The following is a 19,731-nucleotide window of genomic DNA, read 5'->3' as shown; positions in this document are numbered from 1 at the left end:
GCCCGGCGTCAGGACTCCGCGGTACGGCACTCCGGGTGGCCCCAGCCCTGGGGGTTCTTGGCGATGGGCTCGCCCGCCGCGTAGCCGCGCCCGCAGACGCAGCGGCCGGGGAACTTGGCCTTGATGGTGCGCGAGGAGCTGCCGTTCTTCCGGGGCGCCGCCGCCTTGCGGCGCGGGGCCTTGGCCGACGGGGTGTCCGGGGAGGGCGGCGGCTCCGGAGAGCCGAGGCCGCTGCCCGCGGGCTCCTGCACGACGGCGGCCTGGCTGGCGGCGCGGTCGGCGAAGTCGTTGAGCGGGTCGCCGTCGACCTGGTGGGCGGGGACGTAGCGGAACTCGACGGTGCGGCCGGCGAGCAGTTCGTCGATGCGTACGACCAGGTCCTGGTTGGCGACCGGCTTGCCGGCCGACGTCTTCCAGCCGTTGCGCTTCCAGCCGGGCAACCAGGTGGTGACGGCCTTCATGGCGTACTGCGAGTCCATGCGGATCTCCAGCGGAACGCCGGGGTCGGTCGCCGCGAGCAGGCGCTCCAGCGCGGTGAGTTCCGCGACGTTGTTGGTGGCCTTGCCGAGCGGTCCCGCCTCCCAACGTGCCGGGGCCTCCGTCTCGTCGGCGATGACCCAGGCCCAGGCCGCGGGCCCGGGGTTTCCCTTCGAAGCCCCGTCGCACGCGGCCACAACACGTTCAAGCATGTGCCGATCATGCCATGGGCGGGCCGGGCGCCCGGCCGCGGAGTCGGTCAGGAGACGTCGGTGAGCTCGGGCATGTCGCCCTCGGTGGTGTTGGTGTCGATCACCGAGAAGTTCGCGCCCTGGGGGTCGCTCAGCGCGGCGAACCGGCCGAACGGGCTGCTCATCGGGCCGAAGCGCAGGACGGCGCCGAGCTTGGTGGCCTTGGCGACCGCGTCGTCGCAGTCGGGGACGTTGAAGTAGACGTTGATGTAGGGCGGGACCTCGGGCGGGAAGTCGTCGGTCATCCTCATCCGGCCCAGGGCCATGGTCTCGCCGCCGAGGGTGTAGAGCCGGAAGTCGATCGCGTCGTCCTGCATCTGCCGCTGCCCGTAGCCGAAGACGGCGGGGAAGAAGGTGTCGGACTTCTCCGGGGCGCGGGTGAAGATCTCCGCCCAGCAGAAGGCACCTGGTTCCCGCACGTCCGCGTCGAAGCCCTCGTGGGTACCGGCCTGCCACACCCCGAAGACGACGCCACCGGGGTCGCGGGCCAGGCACATGGTGCCGAAGTCACCGACCGCCATCGGCTCCATCAGGATCTCGCCACCGTTGTCCCGGATCGTGGCGGCGGTGGCGGCGGCGTCGGGGGAGGCGAAGTAGAGGCACCACTGCGACTGGCCCTCCTGGCCGGGCATCGGCGGGACGACCGCGGCCGCCGCCTTGCCGCCCGCGTAGGCCTGCGTGTAGTTGCCGTACTCCGACGACTCCTCGCCGAACGTCCAGCCGAGGACGTCGCCGTAGAAGCTCTTGGCGCCCTCGAGGTCGGTGAACATCGCGTCGGCCCAGACGGGGGTTCCCTCAGGTTTCACGGCCATGGCTGCCGCCCTCTCCCGGCTCGGTGGGTTGTCCGGATTCTTACGCTAGTCACCGGGGAGAAGGGGCGCGCGCCGAATGCCCGGTTCCGTTCCAGACTGGTGGTGGACGCGACCGGTCGGCGGACGGGACTCGGCATGGCGGACGGGACGATGCGCGCGTGGTCGGTGGTCGAGCCGGGGCCGCTCGGGGCGGGGTCGCTGCGGCTGGTGGAGAAGCCGGTTCCGGTGCCGGGGGACGACGAGCTGCTGGTGCGGGTGCGGACGTGCGGGGTGTGCCGTACGGATCTGCATGTCACCGAGGGTGATCTGCCGGTGCGCCGGGCCGGGGTGACGCCCGGGCACGAGGTCGTCGGCGTGGTCGCTGGGTGCGGGGCGGCGGTGCACGGCTTCCACGGCGGGGAGCGGGTCGGGGTGGCCTGGCTACGGCGGACCGACGGGTCCTGCGGCCACTGCGCGCGCGGCGCGGAGAACCTGTGCCCGGCCTCGGCGTACACCGGATGGGACGCCGACGGGGGGGTACGCGGAGTTCACGACCGTGCCGGCCGCGTTCGCCTACCGGCTGCCCGAGGAGCTGGACGACGTGTCGTGCGCGCCGCTGCTGTGCGCCGGGATCATCGGGCATCGCGCGCTGCGGCGGTCGGCGCTGCCGCCGGGCGGGCGGCTCGGGCTGTACGGCTTCGGGGGCAGCGCTCATCTGTGTGCGCAGGTGGCGATCGCCGAGGGCGCCACCGTGCACGTCGTCACACGCGGGGCGGCCGCGCGGCGGCTCGCGCTCGCACTGGGCGCCGCCTCGGCCCGCGGCCCGGACGAGACGCCGCCGGAGCCACTGGACAGCGCGATCCTGTTCGCGCCGGCCGGCGAGCTGGTCCCGCCGGCCCTGCGGGCCCTCGACCGGGGCGGGACGCTGGCGGTCGCGGGCATCCACCTCACCGACGTCCCCGCGCTGCGCTACGAGAGCGAGCTCTTCTACGAGAAGCAGCTGCGCAGTGTCACCTCCAACACCCGCGAAGACGGCCGGGAGTTCCTGGCGCTCGCCGCCGAACACGCCGTACACGCCACGACGCACACCTATCCGATGTCGCGGGCGGACGAGGCGCTGCGGGATCTCGCTGCAGGGCGTTTCGACGGGGCCGCCGTGCTGGTGAACGACCTGTCCTGAGACCCGCGCGCGCCCCTCGCGCCCGCACGTCGAGGCGAAAGCGACCGGCGTGCGGGCACGGGCGCGTGTGCCCTCTGCCTCCAGGGAGTGTTTGCACCACCCAGGTGATCAAACCGCCCCCTTCGCGCCGTACCGGGCCCACCACCTGCGCTGTTTGGCTTGTCCCTGCGGCGCGTACGGCTCACCCGTGCCACGAGGCACATCTCGTCACGCGCCCAGAGGTCGTCGTCATCACCCGCCAGTCCACTCGTCGTCACCGATCACTCTGCTCACTCCTGATCACCCTCCAGGGAGAGATACGTGTCCGTACCCGAGAGCGTCACCGGACCCGCAGCCGAGGACCCGGCCCCTTCAGCCGACGGACAACTCACCAGTCTCAGCACCCACGCGGCACGCCAGCTCACGACGACCACCAAGTCCGAACCGCAGATGCAGGCCATCTCCTCGCGGTGGCTGCTCAAGATGCTGCCGTGGGTGGACGTCAAGGGCGGCACCTACCGGGTCAACCGGCGCCTCCAGCTGCGCGTGGGCCGTGGCCGGGTGCAGTTCGAACAGAACGGCGCCTACGACATCAAGGTCATCCCGCAGACGCTCACCGAGCTGCCGGTGCTGCGCGGCTACTCCGACATCGACGTCCTGAAGGAGATCGCGACCCGGTTCCGGGTGCGCGAGGTCCGGGCCGGCCAGATCCTCGTCGAGGCCGGGCAGCCGGTCACGGAGGCCTACCTCGTCGTCCACGGCCGGTTCACGCGCTTCGCCTCGGGCAAGTACGGCGAGGAGGAGATCCTCGGGGTCGTCACCGACGGCGACCAGCTCGGCGACGAGGGCATCGGCCAGCGGGACCCGCTGTGGCTCAGCTCGGTGCGGGCCGAGACGGCGGGCGTGCTTCTGGCCCTCCCCTGGGCCGTGGTCACGGAGTTCACCGACCGGGTGCCGTCCCTGGCGGCGCACCTGGAGGCTTACGCCGAACGCCAGAGCCTGCCCATGAACCGCAAGGGCGAGGCCGACGTCCCGGTCCAGGCGGGCCATGTCGGTGAGCCGACCATCAACGGGGGCTACGTCGACTACGAACTCGCGCCGCGCGAGTACGAGTTGTCCCTCACCCAGACCGTGCTGCGGGTCCACACCAGGGTCGCGGACCTCTTCAACGACCCGATGAACCAGACCGAGCAACAGCTCCGTCTGATCGTCGAGGAGATCCGCGAACGCCAGGAGTGGGAACTGGTCAACAACCGGGAGTTCGGGCTGCTGCACAACGCCGACTACGGGCAGCGCATCCCGACCTTCACGGGGCCGCCGACCCCGGACGACATGGACGAACTGCTCTCCATGCGCCGCAAGACCAAGCTGTTCATCGCCCATCCGAAAGCCATCGCGGCGTTCTTCCGGCAGTGCAACCGGCGCGGTCTGGTGCCCGGCACCGCGAACGTCGACGGGCACGAGATCCCCGCCTGGCGCGGTGTCCCGATCTTCCCGTGCAACAAGATCCCGATCAGTCCGCAGCACACCAGCAGCATCATCGCGCTGCGCACCGGCGAGGGCGACCAGGGCGCCATCGGGCTGTACCAGACGGGGATCCCGGAGGAGTACCAGCCGGGCCTGAACGTGCGGTTCATGGGCATCGACACCAACTCGATCATCCGCTACCTCGTCACCGCCTACTACTCGATGGCGATCCTCGTCCCCGACGCGGTCGGGATCCTGGAGAACGCCCAGATCGGCCGGACGGCCGAGTGACCGCGTGGAGCACCCGATGAGCACGTCCTCCGCCGGCTTCAGCATGCCGGGACCGCCGAACATCGCGAGCACGCTCCGTACCCCGCGGCGCGGCGGGGCGATCCCCGGCCTGCGGTACCGGCAGGTCGCGCCCGCCGACCCCGAGAAGGCCGCGGAGATCGACCGCAGGCTGGAGGACTGGGCCCGGCGCCTCGATCTGTTCCCCGAGGCGTGGCAGGGCGACTTCTCGGGGTTCCAGTTCGGGCGGGCCGTGGTGCTGCAGCATCCTCAGGCACTGGATCTGGAGCGGCTGACGGTCGCCGGCGAGTTGCTGCTCGCCGAGAACGTCGTCGACTCCTGCTACTGCGAGGAGGACGAGGGGCGCGGCGGTTCGCGGCGAGGCCTCGGGGGTCCGCTGATCCTGGCCCAGTCGGCGCTCGACCCGTTCCACGGGATCCCCGAGCTGGAGGAGGAGTGGCGGGAGGGCGTACGGGCCGACGGGCCGCTGCGTTCGTACCACTTCGCCCTCCAGGACTACGCGGCCTTCGCCACGCCCAGCCAGACCGACCGTTTCGTCCACGACATCGCCCGGCTGCATCTGGGCTATCTCGCGGAGGCCGCCTGGATGGAGACCCGGTATCTCCCGCGGGTCTGGGAGTACCTGGTGATGCGGCAGTTCAACAACTTCCGGCCCTGTCTGTCGATCGTGGACGCCGTGGACGGCTACGAGCTGCCCGAGCCGGTGTACGCCCGGCCCGAGATCCAGCGGGTCACGGCGCTCGCCTGCAACGCCACCACGATCGTCAACGACCTCTACTCCTTCACCAAGGAACTCGCGAGCGACCCCGACCATCTGAACCTGCCGCAGGTCATCGCCCGCAACGAGCGCTGCGGTCTCAAGGCGGCGTATCTGAGGGCCGTCGAGATCCACAACCGGATCATGGAGGCGTTCGAGGAGGAGTCGGCCGTGCTGTCGGCCACCTCACCGCTCGTCGAGCGCTATGTCCGTGGCCTGTCCGACTGGGTGGCCGGCAACCACGAGTGGCACGCCACCAACAGCCACCGCTACCACCTGCCCAACTACTGGTAAAGCGCGATCGAATGACAGAGCGTCACACGTACCAGAACGAGGAGTCCCAGTTGACCATCGCCCCCGAAGCCGGCACCAAGGCGGTCCAGGTGCCGACCCAGTCGACGTACCAGACCCGTGTCGCGGACTACTGGAACGCCGAGGAGAACCCGGTCAACCTCGAACTCGGCAAGCTCGACGATCTCTACCACCATCACTACGGCATCGGCGCCGCCGACCGGACCGTGCTCGACGAACCCGACCCCGAGCTGCGGCGGGAGCGCATCACCACCGAACTGCACCGGCTGGAGCACGCCCAGGCCGAGCTCCTCGCCGACCATCTCGGCCCGCTCTCCCCCGCCGACCGCGTCTTCGACGCCGGCTGCGGGCGCGGCGGCGGCAGCGTCACGGCCCATCTGCGGTACGGCTGCCACGCCGACGGCGTGACCATCTCGGAGAAGCAGGCCGCGTTCGCCAACGCGCAGGCCCGCAAGCGGGGCATCGACGGCCGCGTGCGCTACCACCATCGCAACATGCTGGACACCGGGCTGCAGACCGGAGCGTACGCGGCGTCCTGGAACAACGAGTCGACGATGTACGTCGAGCTCGACCTGCTGTTCGCCGAGCACGCCCGGCTGCTGCGCCGCGGCGGCCGCTATGTGACGATCACCGGCTGCTACAACGACACCTACGGGCAGGCCTCCCGCGAGGTGTCCCTCATCAACGCGCACTACATCTGCGACATCCACCCGCGCTCGGAGTACTTCCGCGCCATGGCCCGCAACCGGCTCGTCCCGGTCCATGTGGAGGACCTCACCGAAGCGACCATCCCCTACTGGGAGTTGCGCAGCGAGGCCGACCACCTGGTGACGGGCATCGAGGAGACGTTCCTGAACGCGTACCGCAACGGCAGCTTCCAGTATCTGCTGATCGCGGCGGACCGCGTCTGAGCGACGGACGGGCCCGCGTCGGCCGCGGTCTTGTGTGGCCGACGCGGGTCTTCCCCCTCGGTCGCGGCTGTGCTTGCCTGGGGAACCGTTTTCCGGTGCCCGGGGCGGGAGTCGCCGTATGCGCAGGCCGTGGATCGTGGGAGTGGGAGCGCTGCTGGCCGCCGTCCTGCTCGGCGCGTGCGGGGACCCGGCGTCGGGGCCTGAGGCCGCGCCGCCCCCGGAGGTGCCGCGGGCGGGGGCCACCACACACCAGCGGGCGCCGGCCTCACCGGGGACGGGCGCCCGTACGAGCGCCCCCGCGAAGGCGCCCAGCGTGCTGTACCTGGGCGACTCGCTCGCCATGGAGGCGCAGAAGGTGCTCGGCCAGGAGCTGCGCCGCGACCTGCGGGCGACGTACACCAGCGCCCCGTACTCGGGCACCACCCTGTGCGACTACCTGGAGGGCACGGGCGAGCGGTCCCTCGTGCCGGTCGCTGACAAGGCGGCCACCCTGGTGCGCCGGCTGCGGCCGGACTTCGTGGTGCTCCAGTTCTGGGGCAACGCGTGGGGCTACACGCCGTGCATGGACGGGATCACCCACGACGCCTCGCCCGAGAAGTACTTCGCGCGGTACGCGGCGGACATGGAGCGGCTCGCCGACCAGATCGCCGCGGCCGGTGACACCCGGATCGTCTGGGTGCTCCAGGGCCCGGACCCGATCACTCCCGACCGGGTGCGGCGCGTGAACGCGCTCTACGAGAAGCGGGCCGCCGCCTCGGGCGACCTGGTCGCCGACGCGGGCCGGGCGGTGAGTGCGGCCGGGGCGCGCTACTCCTGGGTGCGGGACCTGCCGTGCACGGCGTACGAGCGCGCCCACGACGGGTACTGCACCCAGCCGGGCCGCGACCGTACCGCCCTGCACCGCGACGACGACTACCTGCACTTCTGTCTGGCGCCCACGACGTCCACGCCGAAGCCCTGCCCGGTCCGCTCCCCCGGGATCCTGCGGATCGCCCTGGAGATCACCCGAGCGATCCGCGGGAACCCGTAGGGCACGGGTCACTCGCCCGCGTAGGCCTTGTCCAGGGCGGCGATGTCGAACTTGTGCATCGCCATGAACGCCTTGGTCACCCGGGCCGCCTTCTCCGGGTCCGGGTCGGTGACCATCGCGTCGAGCCGGTCGGGGACGACCTGCCAGGAGACGCCGAACCGGTCCTTGAGCCAGCCGCACGGGCCGGGCTCGCCGCCGTTCTCGGTGAGCTTGGCCCAGTAGTAGTCGATCTCCTCCTGGTTCTCGCAGAAGATCATGAAGGAGGTCGCCTCGGTGAACTTGAACTGGGGGCCGCCGTTGAGTCCGAGGAACCGGTGGCCGTTGGCGGTGAACTCGACGGTCATCACGCTGCCGGCGGGCTGCATGGCGCCCTCGGGGTAGCGCGCCACCTTGCCGACGCTGGAGTTCTTGAAGATCGAGACGTAGAAATGCGCGGCCTCCTCCGCCTGGCCGTCGAACCAGAGACACGTGGTGAAACCGTCGGATGCCATGAGTACCTCCTGGGCGAGCGGGACGCTGTCACCTCTGTCGACCGATCCTCGCGCCGGAACTCATCGCTCTGCCCATGGCGAATCTGCCACGGGCAGAGAAACAGCCTTTCGGCGGCGTCCGCGGTCAAGAGTGGAGTCGACGGCAACCCCGCCACGACGAGGAGAACCGATGACACCACCGACCACGCTCGCTCCGCGTGCGGAGGAGGGCGACACCGCGCCCACCCGCTTCGACGACCAGCTCGCGTCCCAGTTGCTGGCCCAGCGCATCGTCCTGCTGGGCACGCAGGTCGACGAGGTCTCCGCGAACCGGGTCTGCGCCCAGTTGCTGATCCTGTCCGCGGAGGACCCGCGCACCGACATCGCCCTGTACATCAACAGCCCCGGTGGCTCGGTGCACGCGGGGCTCGCCATCTACGACACGATGCGGCTGATCCCGAACGACGTCTCGACGCTCGCCATGGGCTTCGCGGCGAGCATGGGGCAGTTCCTGCTGAGCGTCGGCGCCGAGGGCAAGCGGTACGCGCTGCCGAACGCGCGGATCATGATGCACCAGCCGTCGGCGGGCATCGGCGGCACGACCGCGGACATCGAGATCCAGGCGGACAACCTGGAGTTCACCAAGCGGACCATCGAGCGGATCACCGCGGAGCACACCGGCCAGAGTCCGGAGACCATCTCCCGGGACGGGGACCGCGACCGCTGGTTCACGGCCGAGGAGGCCAGGGAGTACGGCATGGTGGACCGGGTGGTGGAGTCCCTCGCGGACGTCCGCCCGGCTTCCTCCCGACGACGGATGGGGCTGTGACATGGGGACCTACACGATTCCGAACGTCGTCGAGCGCACCCCGCAGGGCGAGCGGTCCTACGACGTGTTCAGCCGGCTGCTGTCGGAGCGGATCATCTTCCTCGGCACGGAGATCGACGACGGTGTCGCCAACGTCGTCATCGCGCAACTGCTCCATCTGGAGTCGGCGTCGCCGGAGAGCGAGGTCGCGATCTACATCAACTCCCCCGGCGGCTCGTTCACTTCGCTCATGGCGATCTACGACACCATGACGTACGTGCAGGCGCCGATCTCCACGTTCTGCGTGGGCCAGGCGGCGTCCACGGCGGCGGTCCTGCTGGCCGGAGGGGATCCGGGGCGACGGTTCGTGCTGGAGCACGCGCGCGTGCTGCTCGGTCAGCCGGCCAGCGGCGGGCGCCAGGGCACGGTCTCCGATCTCGCCCTCCAGGCCAAGGAGATGGTCCGGATCCGCTCCCAGGTCGAGGAGGTGCTGGCCCGGCACACGCGGCACGACATCGCGACGCTGCGCGCGGACATGGACCGCGACAAGGTGTTCACCGCCCAGGAGGCGGTGGCGTACGGTCTGGCCGACGAGGTGGTGAGCCGGCGCCTCGCGCGGGTCTGAGGCACCGGCGCGGCCTCACGCCGCCAGGCACATCCCGTCGTACGACGAACCGGTCCTGGCGCGGCCGGCGCGGCTGATGCCCGGCACCTGGCGCCCGGCGAGCCGGACCAACTCGCCCTGCGCAAGCGACAGCAGGTCGCCGAGGCCGAGTCCGAGGGCGTGGGCGGCGGCCGCGAGGACCTCCGAGGAGGCCTCCTTGCGGCCGCGCTCGACCTCCGAGAGATACGGCATGGAGATCCGGGCGGCGTCGGCCACGTCCTTGAGGGTGCGTTCCTGGGCGAGCCGCTCACGGCGCAGGACGTCGCCGACGAGGTCGCGCCACAGGGGTTCTCTGGCCGCGCGGTCCGACGGTGCGGCGGCGGGCGGCGCGGGCGGGGCCACGGGGGTGATCGGCGCGTGGGCGGCCGGTGGGCGGGCGGCCGGTGGGCGCAACGGGATGACGCGGGCTTCGTTCGGCGCTTGATTGCTCACCTGCCCAGCCTATGAGCGGGGGACGCGAGGGGAAGGGATCGGCGTTCCGCCCTCGGGGAAATCACGGTTCCCGCCCCGCCCGTCACGCGTCGGTCAGCGCCAGCACCGCGCGCACCAGCTTGCCGACCGGCACGCGCTCGACGGCGACCTCGGCGGCGAGCGCGTGGACTATCTCCAGGCCGTGCCGGCCGACGCGTTCGGGATCCCTCGGGTAGCGGCGGGGCAGTGCGGAGCTGCTGTCGTACACGCAGACCGTCACCGCGTCGTCGGTGCCCTCCAGGTCCAGGATGTACGGGCCGTTGCTGTGTCGGTCGGCGTTGGTGACCAACTCGCTGACCACGAGGAGCACCTTGTCCTCGGCGGGCTGTGCGATCGTGGCGCACCACTCGGTCCTGAGCCGGCCGAGGAAGAGCGCGGCGAAGGACCGTGCCTCGGCGATGCATCCCGGTTCGCCGCTGTAGTGCGCCGCCCGCCGTAGCGGTTCCACGGGCACGTCGAAACCAGTCGGAATCACTGCCCCGTCCACGTGCTCGATCATGCGTTTCTCTCTCGGAAGCCGGACTGGCCGGACACTGCTGCACCAGTCCTCGTACCCAGAGCGGAGCCGCGCAGTCACCGTGCAGGTGGCGCCGTACGTCACAGCGGCGGGGAGGACTCCGGCATGCTGCCGGACGTCGACTGTGACTCCGTGGTCATCTCCTCGTCCGGGGGCTCCTGGGACGACGTGGTGGTCTCGGGCGACTCGGGCTCCGTCGTCGGCTCTTCGGACGTGGGTTCGTCCTTCGTGGTCTCGTCCTTGGTCGTCTCGTCCTTCGTGGTCTCGTCCTTGGTCGTCTCGTCCTTCGTGGTCTCGTCCTTGGTCGTCTCGTCCTTGGTCGTCTCGTCCTTCGACGTCTCGTCCTTCGACGGTGTCGTCGGGGTGATCGACGCGGGGGAACTCGGCGAGGTGGGCTTCGACACGCTCACCGACGGGGAGGGCTTCACGGGACGCTTGGTCTTCTTGTCCTTGTGGGCGTCGTCACCGCGGTGGCGGGCGACCCACTCGTCGTGGTCGTGGTCGTAGATGACGAACTCCTTGACGACCTTCGTCGCCGGGGTGACCACCACGACGTTCGAGGGGCGGTACGCCGGCCAGGAGTCGCCCTTCTGCTTGAGGGTGCCCTGCCGGGCGACCGGCTCGGTCAGCGGGTTGCCGCAGGCACAGCGCACGCGGGGCACGCCGTGGTCGTCCACGAGGACCGCGGTGCCGGTCTGGAGGACGGCCTGGTAGGGGTCGGCGGCGCCGTCGCGGTAGCCGTGGTTGGTGACGCGGGTGTCCATGCGGAGCTGAACGGGGGTGAGCGAGCGCAGATAGGAGGGCACGTCGGAGTCCTCGACGCCGGCGACCGAGGCGAAGGCCCTGTTCTTCTCCGGGGCCTGCTGGAGGTACTTGATCTGCTTCTCCACGTCGCAGCTGGCCACATTGCGGGTGCCGCCGTAGAGGCCGGGTGCGCCGCCGTCGACGCCGATCACCGCGTTCGAGGGGGCCGACTCGGTGGCCGGGGACGGGGTGACGGGCGGGGCGGAGCTGTCCTCGGCCGTGGACTCGGTGAACGGGTCGGGGCCGGTGCTGCCCGCGGCCTGGAGGAAGACCTCTCCCTGTGCGCTGTCGCCGGTGCTGCCGTCGCCGCGGGAGAGGACGACGGCCAGGACCACGGCGGCCACGACCACGGTGGAGAGGATGGCGATACGGGGTACGGACTTCCACCAGGGCTGGTGGGGTTCGGGGCTCGGCGCGCCCGCGCCGCTGCCGGACGGGGGCGGCGCGGGCGGGCCCGAGGGCGGCTGGGAGGGGCCCGACAGGGGGCCCGAGGGCGGTCCTGAGGGACGGCCGGACGACGGAGGTTCGACGCTCACGAGGCCTTCTTCCCGACGCAGGATTCGTGCGGGATGCCCGGCGCGGAATTCCTGCGACGCCTATGCCTTCTGCCACTTTCGTCTTGCCGCTTCTGCTACTTCTGTCACCTTTTGGCAGCTCTCCCATTCTGTGCTCCGGTGGCCGTCCGTACGCAAGCCGACGCGGACGGACCTCTCGGCGGGCGCGCGGCTGGGGCGCTGCTTAGCGTGGTCAGGGTGAGCGAGCTGCCCCCTTCCCGTCCGGCCGTGGCCGCCCATGGCTGGGTGCGGGCCCTCGTCACGGTGCTGGCCGGGCTGGTCGCGATGGGAGCGGTCGCCGCGCTGGGGCTGTGGGCGGCGGGCGCGGCCGACCTCCCCGACAACGCCTTCCCCCGGGTCGTCGCGGCGACCGTGGTCACGGCGGTGGGCGGCACGATCGAGCTGTCCGGGGACGCCGGGGTGCTGGCCGATCCCGACGTCGGGCTGACCGTGATCCCGCTGTCCGTCACGCTCACCGGCGCGCTCGTCCTGGCTGCCGGTTTCCTGCGGCCGCTGCGGCACCGGGCGGTCGCGGGCGCCGGGGAGCTGGCCGGGTGGGCCGCCAGGATCGCCGTGCTGTGGCTGGCCGCGCTGCTGGGGCTGTCCTTCGCCGCCCGCCAGAGCTTCTCCCTCTCCCTCGACGAGCTCGGGCAGGACGTGCTCGCCGACATCGGCGACCTGTTCGGCATCTCCCCTGAGGTCGGCTTCACCACGGACGTCGTGTCGAGCGTCCTGTTCGGCCTGCTGTGGCTGCTGGGCGTGCTGTTCCTGGCCCTGCTGGTCTCGCGCGGGGCCCCGCTGCCGGGCCGGCTGCTGCGCTTCCAGGAGTCGGTGCGGCCGGCCGCGTACGCCATGGTGGCGGTGCTGCTCACGTACGTCGCCCTCGGTGGGGTCATCGGCGTGGTCGTCGCGGCGACCCGGGGGCATCCGGCCGAGACGTTCGCGGCGATGCTGCTGGGGCTGCCGAACCTGGTGTGGCTCGCCCTGACGATCGGGCTCGGCGCGACCTGGGACGGCAGGGTGGACGGGCCGTTCGGGCTGCCCATGCCGCATGTGCTCGACGAGGTGCTGCGCGGCGGCGAGGTCTCCGAGCTGAACCTGGGCACCCTCTCCGAGCACGACGCCCGGGTGTGGCTGCTGGTCGCCGTCGACGCGGTCCTGCTGCTGGCCGCCGCCTTCGTCATGGCGCGCCGCTCGCCGGCCCGGATCCGCCCCTGGCAGCACGCCGTGCACATGGCGGTGGCCCTGGCCCTCACGGTCCTGGCGATCTGCCTCCTGGTCCGCACCTCCGCCCACTACGGCCTCTCGGTGCTCGGCATCGGCGAACTGGGCGGCGACCTGTCCGGCGAACTCCTCCTGACACCCCAGATCTGGTCCGCCATCGGCCTGGCCCTGCTGTGGGGGCTGGTCACGGGCTTCCTCGGCGCGCTGCTGGCCCGGCCGCTGCGGCATCGGGGCGAGGTCGCGGCGCGCGGGGAAGGCTGAGGGGCTCGGCCGTCATCGCCGAAACACGGGTTCCGCCCAGCGTGGTGGTGGCTTCGGGGGGCTCTTCTCGGGCGCTTCGGGGGCTTCGGGGGCTTGTACGACCTTGTGGTCCACCGCGGTCGCGGGGCGGCCGCCCGTGGGGCCGCCGGTGACCGCGGCGCGCAGGTCGGTGACGAAGGCGAGGCAGGAGTCGTGCCGGTCGTCGGGGCTCTTGGCCAGGGCGTCGGCGAAGACGGCGTCGACGGGTGGGGCGAGTTCGGGGCGTGCCTCGGTGACGGGTGGCGGGTCGTCGTACTGGTGGGCCCAGAGCAGGGCCATGTCCTCGTCGCGGCGGAACGGCGGGTGGCCCGTCAGGCACTCGTAGACCACGCAGGCGAAACCGTAGACGTCGCAGCGCGCGTCGACCGGCTTGCCCGAGATCTGCTCGGGGGCCACGTAGTCGAGGGTGCCGACGAACTGGCCGACGGTGGTGAACCCGGTCAGGGACAGGGACTTCTTCGTCAGGCCGAAGTCGGTGAGGTAGGCGTGCTCGGGGTGCTCGCTGTCGGTGCCGCGGGCGACGAGGATGTTGCCGGGTTTCACATCCCGGTGGACCAGGCCGTTCTCGTGCGCCGCGTCGAGGGCCGAGGCGACCTGCGCGGCGATCCGCAGGGCGGTCGCGGGCGTCAGCGGACCCTGGCTGTCGAGCAGATGACGCAGGTCGCTGCCGGAGACGTAGCGCATCGCGATGTACAGCACGCCGTCCGTCTCACCGGCCTCGAAGACGGGCACGATGTGCGGATGGTCGATCGCTGCGGCCGCCCTGGACTCATGGGTGAAGCGGCGGCGGAAGGTGTCGTTGCGGGCGAGTTCGGGCGCGAGGAGCTTCAGCGCGACCGTGCGTTCCAGGCGCAGGTCCTTCGCGCGGTAGACCACCGCCATGCCGCCCCGGCCGATCTCGCGCTCGATGCGGTAGCCCGCGACCTGGCGGCCGATCAGCTCGGAGGGCCGGCCGGAGAAGAGGCTGGTGTCACGGGCCATCGGGTGTCACGACCCTGGTCGGGGCATGGCCGGGGTCGGCGGCGGCGGCGCGGGGGCCGTCGTCCGTGGCGTAGGTGGTCAGCCGGGCGCCCTCCACGTACTCCCACCGCGCCTGCTCGGCGTCGTACAGCCACATGGACTCCCCGTCGACGACCGCCCCGATCCGCAGCCCCGACGTACGGGCGTGGAACGACTCGCCGTCCAGGCCGCCGGACGCCAGGTCCTCCACCGCGGACCGGTAGTCGGCCAGGGCCCGCTCGACGCGGGTGAGCAGCGGGCGCGGATCGGCCGTACGGGTGACCGGGCCGCCGTCGGCGGTGGGCGGGTCCTGGGGGACTGCGACCAGGAAGCGGCCGTCGACCCAGGCCGACCAGCCGTTGGCGCACAGGACATGACTCCAGTCGCCGCGCCGCTCGACGAGCTGGACCGGCAGGAACGCGTCCAGGGGCACGGTGGGCCGGGCGGGGTCGGGCTCCTCCCAGGCGGGCAGGCCGCGCTGGGGGACGACGTGGGTGGGCCGGAAGCCGGGGGAAGTCATCTCCGCGCCTACTTCCGCATCACGACGGGTTCGCGCCGGCGCAGCAGCCGGGAGACGAGGTAGCCGAAGAGGAGCGAGAGCACGACGAGCATGCCGACGTTGAGCAGCCACACCCCCGCCGAGTGCTCGAACAGCGGATCGCCGGTCAGGTCACCGGGCGTGATCCGGGCCAGGTCGACGGTGCCGGCCATCGCGCCGAACGCCCACCGGGAGGGCACCACCCAGGACAGCTGCTCCAGGCCGGGGACGCCGTCGAGCTTCAGCAGGGCGCCGCAGAAGACGACCTGGACGATGGCGAGCAGCACCAGCAGCGGCATGGTCACCTCCTCCTTGCGCACCAGCGCGGAGACGACCAGGCCGAGCATCATCGCCGTGAAGGACAGCAGGGCGACGGCGACGGTGATCTCGACAAGGGGCGGCATCAGCACGCCTTCGCCGCCGGGCGCGTGGAGGTCGACGCCGAGGAGCGCGACCAGGGTCAGCACGACGGCCTGGAGCACGGTGATCGTCCCGAGGACCACCACCTTGGACAACAGGTACGCCGATCTGGGCAGGCCGACGGCGCGCTCGCGCTGGTAGATGACCCGTTCCTTGACGAGTTCGCGTACGGCGTTCGCGGCGCCGGTGAGCACGCCGCCGACGCACAGGATCAACAGCGCGCTCGTCGCCTTGTCCCGGGTCAGGCTGCCGCCCGCCAGGGCGCGGGTCATGGCCCCCATCACGAAGGGCAGGGCGATCATGATGGCGAGGAAGGTGCGGTCGGCGCCGAGCGCCGAGGCGTAGCGCCGGATCAGGGTGCCGAGCTGGGCGCGCCGGCTGCGCGGCCGGGGCGGCCGGGTGATGAGCACCGGGCCGGTGCGGGGCTGCCGGGGCTGCGCGGTGGCGTCGGCGATGTACTGCCGGTGGTAGATCGAGGCGCGGTAGTCGCCCGCCCAGTCCCGTTCCTGGTCGCGTTCGAAGGCCTCGAAGGCCTCCGGCCAGTGCTCGAAGCCGAAGAAGAGCAGGGTCTCCTCGGGCGGGCCGTAGTAGGCGATCCGTCCGCCGGGGGCGAGGACGAGGAGCCGGTCGCAGGTGTCGAGGCTGAGCACGCTGTGGGTGACGACGATGACGGTGCGGCCGTCGTCGGCAAGGCCGCGGAGCATGTGCATCACCGAGCGGTCCATGCCGGGGTCGAGGCCGGAGGTCGGTTCGTCGAGGAACAGCAGCGACGGCTTGGTCAGCAGCTCCAGGGCGACGCTGACGCGTTTGCGCTGGCCTCCCGACAGGCTGTGCACGGGCTGGTCGGCGCGCTGCTCCAGACCCAGCTCCCCTAGGACCTCGTCGACCCGGGCCAGGCGCTCGGCCTTGGCGGTGTCCTGGGGGAAGCGCAGCTCGGCGGCGTAGGACAGGGCGCTGCGGACGGTGAGCTGGGCGTGCAGGATGTCGTCCTGCGGGACCAGGCCGATGCGCTGACGGAGCTCGGCGTAGTCGTGGTAGAGGTCACGGCCGTCGTAGAGGACGGTGCCGTGGTCGGCGGGGCGCAGGCCGGTGAGGGCGTTGAGCAGGGTGGACTTTCCGGCGCCGCTCGGGCCCACGACGGCGAGCAGGCACTTCTCCCCCACCGGGAAGGAGACGTTGTCGAGGAGGAGCTTGCGGCCGTGGTCGACGGCGACCGCCAGGTCCTGCACCTCCAGGGAGACCTCGCCGGTGTCGACGTACTCCTGGAGTTCCTCCCCGACCAGGCAGAACGCGGAGTGGCCGATGCCGACGATGTCTCCGACACCGACCGGGGCGGTGGTGACGGAACTGCCGTTGAGGTAGGTGCCGTTGTGGCTGCCCAGGTCGACGATCTCGTACGTGCCGTCGGGCAGTGCGCGCAGTTCGGCGTGGCGGCGGGAGACGATCAGGTCGTCGATGACCAGGTCGTTGTCGGCGGCGCGGCCGATGCGGACGGCGCGGGCGGGCAGCGGCCGGACGGTGGTGGGCCGGCGGAAGGTGCCCGTGAGGCTCGGCATGGAGACGGCCGAGGGGCGGTCCGCCGAGCCGACCGGAGGGGTGCGGTCGAGCAGGACAGCGCGGGGGCCGTCGGACGGGTTGCCGAAGCGGATGACGGTGCCGGGGCCGACGTCCCACTCGCGGATGCGGTGGCCCTCGGTGTAGGTGCCGTTGGTGCTGTTCTCGTCGGCGAGGGTCCAGTGGTCGGCGTCGGGGCGCAGCACCGCGTGGTGCCAGGAGACGCGGGCGTCGTCGATGACGATGTCGCTGAGGGGGTCGCGTCCGACGTGGTAGTCGCGGCCCGGGGTCATCACGGTGGATCCCGACTCGGTCTCCAGGACGAGTACAGGCGCGGTCGGTGCGGCCGGTCGCTCCGCCATGCCATGATTCTATCGATCTGTTCGGATATGCGCCTGCTTGCGCTGGTTCCGCCCCTCGGGGCTAGCCGACGGGGACGACCAGGGCGGGGATGGTCCGCTGCATCCGCAGGGCGTCCACCGACTCGGCGAGCAGTTCGTACTCGGTGGTCTCGTCGCTCACGGCGATCCGCACCAGCCGCCCGGCCGCCAACTCGTCGGCCACCAGCTCCTGTTGGCCGAGGTCACCGCACCAGGTCCGGAGCACGGCCGGTACGTCGGGCACATTGTCGGCGACCGGGACGAGCGCACTCGGCGGGAAGTGCTCGGCGTCCGGTCGCGGGTCTAATCGCTCGGCGATCCAGGAGGCCCGGTCCCGTAACCACCACAGGGCGAGGGCCAGGGTGGGCGCCCGGTACGTGCCCAGGGGTACTCCGATGCGTCGGCCGTCGCAGACGCCGTACGCGGTGACATGGCACAGGAACTCGTCGTGCACGTGACCTCCCCCGTGTTGCCGTGTTCGCCTGTCGGCGGACCTCGCTTTCCCTGCGGCTCATGAGCGGTGCGTAAGGGCGCCGTCGCCCCATGTGAGGCACCCTCGTAGTGAGTATGTTCACTACTGAAACACTGTCACCACGACTTTCCGGCCACTCTCCTGGCATATTCACATCCGGTGCTGGCCGAAATACGGCGGGTACACGTCAAGCGGGTTCGTGACCGGGCATTACCTCGGGGGTAATCGAGCTTTCCGCGGCGGGCGGGCATCGTTGCGGTACCGGGTCGCCGCGAGGCGGGATCCCGGTTCCGACCAGCAGTGACGACCTCGTTGGAGGCTGATCCCCCATGCCCGCGTCCCCCGACCGCTACGACATCGCCGTCGCCCGCTACTTCGAGGCCTGGAACGCCCGCGAGCCCGGCGCGCTGGCCCACGCCGTCGCCACCGCGTGGGCGCCGCACGGCGGCTACACCGACCCTCCCCCAGAGGGGGGACCCCCAGCCGACGTCCGCGGCCACGAAGGGATCGTGGCCGTCGTCGCGGCGGCGCAGGCGCAATTCCCCGGGTTCGTCTTCCGGCGGACCGGATCGGTGGACGGCCACCACGACACGGCGCGCTTCTCCTGGGAGCTGGTGCGGGAGGCCGACGGCGCGGCGCCGGTGGCGGGGTCCGACGTGATCACGCTGGACGCCGAGGGACGGATCATGACCGTCCTGGGGTTCCTGGACCGGGTGCCCGCCGAGGCGTGAGCGATGAGTTCCGTACGCCGCGGCGGTCCGACCGGTGAAGACCAGGACCAGTGCGGGCCGCCGAGGACCGCCGCGAACGGAGCACACCATGACCACGAACACGCCCGTGGACGCGGAATTCACCGCCGTCCTGCTCAAGAGTCCCAGCGACGGCGGCTGGACCTACGTCGTCTGGCCGGAGTCCGTCGACTTCTTCGGCACCCGTGGACTGGTCAAGGTCCGGGGCACGGTCGACGGACATCCGTTCCAGAGTTCGTTCATGGCCCTCGGGGACGGCACCCACAAGCTTCCCGTGAAGGCCGAGCTGCGCAAGGCCATCGGGAAGCAGCAGGGCGACTCGGTGACCGTGCGCCTGACGGAGCGGCTCAGCCCTTGAGGATCTCGTCGATCCGGGCCAGTTCCTCCGCGTCGAAGTCCAGGTTGCGGGTGGCGGCGACGCTGTCCTCGATCTGCTGCGCGCTGCTCGCGCCGACGAGCGCCGAGGTCACCCGGCCGCCGCGCAGCACCCAGGCCAGGGCCAGCTGGGCCAGCGTCTGACCGCGGGACCCCGCGATCTCGTTCAGGGCGCGCAGCTTGCCCAGCAGCTCCTCGGTGATCGCGTCGGCGTTCAGGAACGGGCTGCCGCTCGCGGCCCGCGAGTCCTTCGGGATGCCGTCGAGATAGCGCGAGGTCAGCTGGCCCTGCGCCAGCGGGGAGAAGACGATCGAGCCGACCTGGAGCTCGTCCAGGGCGTCGAGCAGTCCTTCCTCCTCGGGACGGCGGTTCAGCATCGAGTACGCGGGCTGGTGGATGAGCAGCGGGGTGCCCAGCTCGCCCAGGATGCGGGCGGCCTCGCGGGTCTGCTCGGCCGAGTAGTTGGAGATGCCGACGTACAGCGCCTTGCCCTGCTGCACCGCGGAGTGCAGGGCGCCCATCGTCTCCTCCAGCGGAGTGTCCGGGTCGGGGCGGTGCGAGTAGAAGATGTCGACGTAGTCCAGGCCCATCCGCTTCAGGCTCTGGTCGAGGGAGGACAGCAGGTACTTGCGGGAGCCCCACTCGCCGTACGGGCCGGGCCACATCAGATAGCCGGCCTTGGTCGAGATGATCATCTCGTCGCGGTACGGCGCGAAGTCCGCCTTCAGCGCCTCGCCGAACGCCGACTCGGCGGCGCCGGGCGGCGGACCGTAGTTGTTGGCCAGGTCGAAGTGGGTGACGCCCAGGTCGAAGGCGCGGCGCAGGATGGCCCGCTGGTGCTCGACCGAGCGGTCCGCCGGGCCGAAGTTGTGCCACAGGCCGAGGGACAGCGCGGGAAGCTTGAGGCCGCTGCGTCCGGTGCGCCGGTAGGGCATGCCCGCGTAGCGGTCGGGGTGTGCGGTGTACAA

At 71.4% G+C, this 19,731-nt stretch carries 21 protein-coding genes and 1 pseudogene; 11 read left to right on the top strand and 11 right to left on the bottom strand.

The genetic code is table 11. The features are described 5' to 3' along the window. Positions 1-8: 8 nt before the first annotated feature. Positions 9-689 (bottom strand): RNase H family protein, encoded by a 681-nt coding sequence (locus tag ACFZBP_RS38520; RefSeq protein WP_391420559.1) that lies wholly within the window; start codon positions 687-689, stop codon positions 9-11. Between the two features lie 47 nt (positions 690-736). Beyond that, positions 737-1,540 carry a VOC family protein gene (locus ACFZBP_RS38515; protein ID WP_383452643.1) on the bottom strand — a complete coding sequence of 268 codons (804 nt, stop codon included), beginning with the start codon at positions 1,538-1,540 and terminating at the stop codon, positions 737-739. A gap of 135 nt (positions 1,541-1,675) precedes the next feature. Here ACFZBP_RS38515 and ACFZBP_RS38510 point away from each other — a divergent pair. The 6 genes and pseudogenes from ACFZBP_RS38510 to ACFZBP_RS38485 all read left to right on the top strand — a co-directional run. Next, a pseudogene (locus ACFZBP_RS38510) lies at positions 1,676-1,999 on the top strand (alcohol dehydrogenase catalytic domain-containing protein); the annotation flags it as partial. Continuing rightward, the gene (locus ACFZBP_RS38505) at positions 1,902-2,699 is read left to right on the top strand and encodes a zinc-binding alcohol dehydrogenase family protein (RefSeq protein ID WP_391420648.1); all 798 of its coding nucleotides are present in this window, start codon (positions 1,902-1,904) and stop codon (positions 2,697-2,699) included. The pseudogene ACFZBP_RS38510 and the gene ACFZBP_RS38505, both read left to right, overlap by 98 nt. Positions 2,700-2,999: 300 nt before the next feature. Then, positions 3,000-4,436, top strand: a complete 1,437-nt coding sequence (locus ACFZBP_RS38500; protein ID WP_383452640.1) for a family 2B encapsulin nanocompartment shell protein — start codon at positions 3,000-3,002, stop codon at positions 4,434-4,436. Between the two features lie 16 nt (positions 4,437-4,452). Continuing rightward, on the top strand, positions 4,453-5,505 hold the full coding sequence (locus ACFZBP_RS38495; RefSeq protein ID WP_383452638.1) for a family 2 encapsulin nanocompartment cargo protein terpene cyclase: 1,053 nt from the start codon (positions 4,453-4,455) through the stop codon (positions 5,503-5,505). A gap of 50 nt (positions 5,506-5,555) precedes the next feature. Next, positions 5,556-6,434 carry a geranyl diphosphate 2-C-methyltransferase gene (locus tag ACFZBP_RS38490; protein ID WP_391420646.1) on the top strand — a complete coding sequence of 293 codons (879 nt, stop codon included), beginning with the start codon at positions 5,556-5,558 and terminating at the stop codon, positions 6,432-6,434. A 118-nt stretch (positions 6,435-6,552) separates the two neighbouring features. Beyond that, positions 6,553-7,464, top strand: coding sequence for an SGNH/GDSL hydrolase family protein (locus ACFZBP_RS38485; RefSeq protein ID WP_391420554.1), 912 nt, complete (start codon positions 6,553-6,555; stop codon positions 7,462-7,464). Positions 7,465-7,472: 8 nt separating this feature from the next. On the opposite strand, the gene ACFZBP_RS38480 is transcribed toward ACFZBP_RS38485, so the two are convergent. Then, positions 7,473-7,955: a VOC family protein gene (locus ACFZBP_RS38480; protein WP_383452635.1), complete on the bottom strand. Its 483-nt coding sequence runs from the start codon at positions 7,953-7,955 to the stop codon at positions 7,473-7,475. A 169-nt stretch (positions 7,956-8,124) separates the two neighbouring features. On the opposite strand from ACFZBP_RS38480, the gene ACFZBP_RS38475 reads away from it, so the two are divergent. Beyond that, complete coding sequence (locus tag ACFZBP_RS38475) at positions 8,125-8,763, top strand: ATP-dependent Clp protease proteolytic subunit (protein WP_383452633.1); 639 nt, start codon at positions 8,125-8,127, stop codon at positions 8,761-8,763. 1 nt (position 8,764) lies between these two features. After that, on the top strand, positions 8,765-9,367 hold the full coding sequence (locus ACFZBP_RS38470) for a ClpP family protease (RefSeq protein WP_383452630.1): 603 nt from the start codon (positions 8,765-8,767) through the stop codon (positions 9,365-9,367). A gap of 15 nt (positions 9,368-9,382) precedes the next feature. Here ACFZBP_RS38470 and ACFZBP_RS38465 read toward each other — a convergent pair whose 3' ends face one another. The 3 genes from ACFZBP_RS38465 to ACFZBP_RS38455 all read right to left on the bottom strand — a co-directional run bounded on the left by ACFZBP_RS38465 (position 9,383) and on the right by ACFZBP_RS38455 (position 11,734). After that, complete coding sequence (locus tag ACFZBP_RS38465) at positions 9,383-9,838, bottom strand: helix-turn-helix domain-containing protein (RefSeq protein WP_391420551.1); 456 nt, start codon at positions 9,836-9,838, stop codon at positions 9,383-9,385. A gap of 82 nt (positions 9,839-9,920) precedes the next feature. Next, complete coding sequence (locus ACFZBP_RS38460; RefSeq protein ID WP_383452626.1) at positions 9,921-10,376, bottom strand: ATP-binding protein; 456 nt, start codon at positions 10,374-10,376, stop codon at positions 9,921-9,923. 98 nt (positions 10,377-10,474) lie between these two features. Next, positions 10,475-11,734: a DUF6777 domain-containing protein gene (locus ACFZBP_RS38455; RefSeq protein ID WP_391420548.1), complete on the bottom strand. Its 1,260-nt coding sequence runs from the start codon at positions 11,732-11,734 to the stop codon at positions 10,475-10,477. A gap of 216 nt (positions 11,735-11,950) precedes the next feature. Here ACFZBP_RS38455 and ACFZBP_RS38450 point away from each other — a divergent pair, with 216 nt between their 5' ends. Beyond that, on the top strand, positions 11,951-13,237 hold the full coding sequence (locus ACFZBP_RS38450; protein ID WP_391420546.1) for a streptophobe family protein: 1,287 nt from the start codon (positions 11,951-11,953) through the stop codon (positions 13,235-13,237). 12 nt (positions 13,238-13,249) lie between these two features. On the opposite strand, the gene ACFZBP_RS38445 is transcribed toward ACFZBP_RS38450, so the two are convergent. The 4 genes from ACFZBP_RS38445 to ACFZBP_RS38430 form a co-directional block, all read right to left on the bottom strand. After that, positions 13,250-14,257 carry a serine/threonine-protein kinase gene (locus ACFZBP_RS38445; protein WP_383452620.1) on the bottom strand — a complete coding sequence of 336 codons (1,008 nt, stop codon included), beginning with the start codon at positions 14,255-14,257 and terminating at the stop codon, positions 13,250-13,252. Next, positions 14,247-14,795, bottom strand: a complete 549-nt coding sequence (locus ACFZBP_RS38440) for a hypothetical protein (protein ID WP_383452618.1) — start codon at positions 14,793-14,795, stop codon at positions 14,247-14,249. The genes ACFZBP_RS38445 and ACFZBP_RS38440 overlap by 11 nt, the downstream gene beginning before the upstream one ends. A gap of 8 nt (positions 14,796-14,803) precedes the next feature. Next, on the bottom strand, positions 14,804-17,149 hold the full coding sequence (locus tag ACFZBP_RS38435; protein WP_391420541.1) for an FHA domain-containing protein: 2,346 nt from the start codon (positions 17,147-17,149) through the stop codon (positions 14,804-14,806). Positions 17,150-17,210: 61 nt separating this feature from the next. After that, positions 17,211-17,621, bottom strand: a complete 411-nt coding sequence (locus tag ACFZBP_RS38430) for a hypothetical protein (protein ID WP_391420538.1) — start codon at positions 17,619-17,621, stop codon at positions 17,211-17,213. A 347-nt stretch (positions 17,622-17,968) separates the two neighbouring features. Between ACFZBP_RS38430 and ACFZBP_RS38425 the strand changes: the two genes are divergently transcribed. Further along, entirely contained in the window at positions 17,969-18,370 is a 402-nt protein-coding gene (locus ACFZBP_RS38425; protein ID WP_391420536.1) for a nuclear transport factor 2 family protein, read from the top strand. Positions 18,371-18,458: 88 nt separating this feature from the next. Next, on the top strand, positions 18,459-18,746 hold the full coding sequence (locus tag ACFZBP_RS38420; protein ID WP_391420534.1) for a DUF1905 domain-containing protein: 288 nt from the start codon (positions 18,459-18,461) through the stop codon (positions 18,744-18,746). On the opposite strand, the gene mgrA is transcribed toward ACFZBP_RS38420, so the two are convergent. Then, the gene (mgrA, locus tag ACFZBP_RS38415) at positions 18,736-19,731 is read right to left on the bottom strand and encodes an L-glyceraldehyde 3-phosphate reductase (RefSeq protein WP_391420532.1); all 996 of its coding nucleotides are present in this window, start codon (positions 19,729-19,731) and stop codon (positions 18,736-18,738) included. The genes ACFZBP_RS38420 and mgrA overlap by 11 nt on opposite strands.

The organism is Streptomyces sp. NPDC008086, assembly GCF_042957325.1.
Taxonomy (GTDB): domain Bacteria; phylum Actinomycetota; class Actinomycetes; order Streptomycetales; family Streptomycetaceae; genus Streptomyces.
Note: the sequence above shows the minus strand (reverse complement) of the source record. Positions and strands in the feature narration are given on the sequence as shown.

What these genes read in the sequence shown, in the direction of transcription:
- ACFZBP_RS38480 (WP_383452635.1), bottom strand. Translation starts at nt 7,955, where the DNA reads ATGGCATCCGACGGTTTCACCACGTGTCTCTGGTTCGACGGCCAGGCG.
- ACFZBP_RS38425 (WP_391420536.1), top strand. Translation starts at nt 17,969, where the DNA reads ATGCCCGCGTCCCCCGACCGCTACGACATCGCCGTCGCCCGCTACTTC.
- ACFZBP_RS38470 (WP_383452630.1), top strand. Translation starts at nt 8,765, where the DNA reads ATGGGGACCTACACGATTCCGAACGTCGTCGAGCGCACCCCGCAGGGC.
- ACFZBP_RS38475 (WP_383452633.1), top strand. Translation starts at nt 8,125, where the DNA reads ATGACACCACCGACCACGCTCGCTCCGCGTGCGGAGGAGGGCGACACC.
- ACFZBP_RS38420 (WP_391420534.1), top strand. Translation starts at nt 18,459, where the DNA reads ATGACCACGAACACGCCCGTGGACGCGGAATTCACCGCCGTCCTGCTC.
- ACFZBP_RS38435 (WP_391420541.1), bottom strand. Translation starts at nt 17,149, where the DNA reads ATGGCGGAGCGACCGGCCGCACCGACCGCGCCTGTACTCGTCCTGGAG.
- ACFZBP_RS38460 (WP_383452626.1), bottom strand. Translation starts at nt 10,376, where the DNA reads ATGATCGAGCACGTGGACGGGGCAGTGATTCCGACTGGTTTCGACGTG.
- ACFZBP_RS38440 (WP_383452618.1), bottom strand. Translation starts at nt 14,795, where the DNA reads ATGACTTCCCCCGGCTTCCGGCCCACCCACGTCGTCCCCCAGCGCGGC.
- ACFZBP_RS38445 (WP_383452620.1), bottom strand. Translation starts at nt 14,257, where the DNA reads ATGGCCCGTGACACCAGCCTCTTCTCCGGCCGGCCCTCCGAGCTGATC.
- ACFZBP_RS38520 (WP_391420559.1), bottom strand. Translation starts at nt 689, where the DNA reads ATGCTTGAACGTGTTGTGGCCGCGTGCGACGGGGCTTCGAAGGGAAAC.
- ACFZBP_RS38515 (WP_383452643.1), bottom strand. Translation starts at nt 1,540, where the DNA reads ATGGCCGTGAAACCTGAGGGAACCCCCGTCTGGGCCGACGCGATGTTC.
- ACFZBP_RS38495 (WP_383452638.1), top strand. Translation starts at nt 4,453, where the DNA reads ATGAGCACGTCCTCCGCCGGCTTCAGCATGCCGGGACCGCCGAACATC.
- ACFZBP_RS38485 (WP_391420554.1), top strand. Translation starts at nt 6,553, where the DNA reads ATGCGCAGGCCGTGGATCGTGGGAGTGGGAGCGCTGCTGGCCGCCGTC.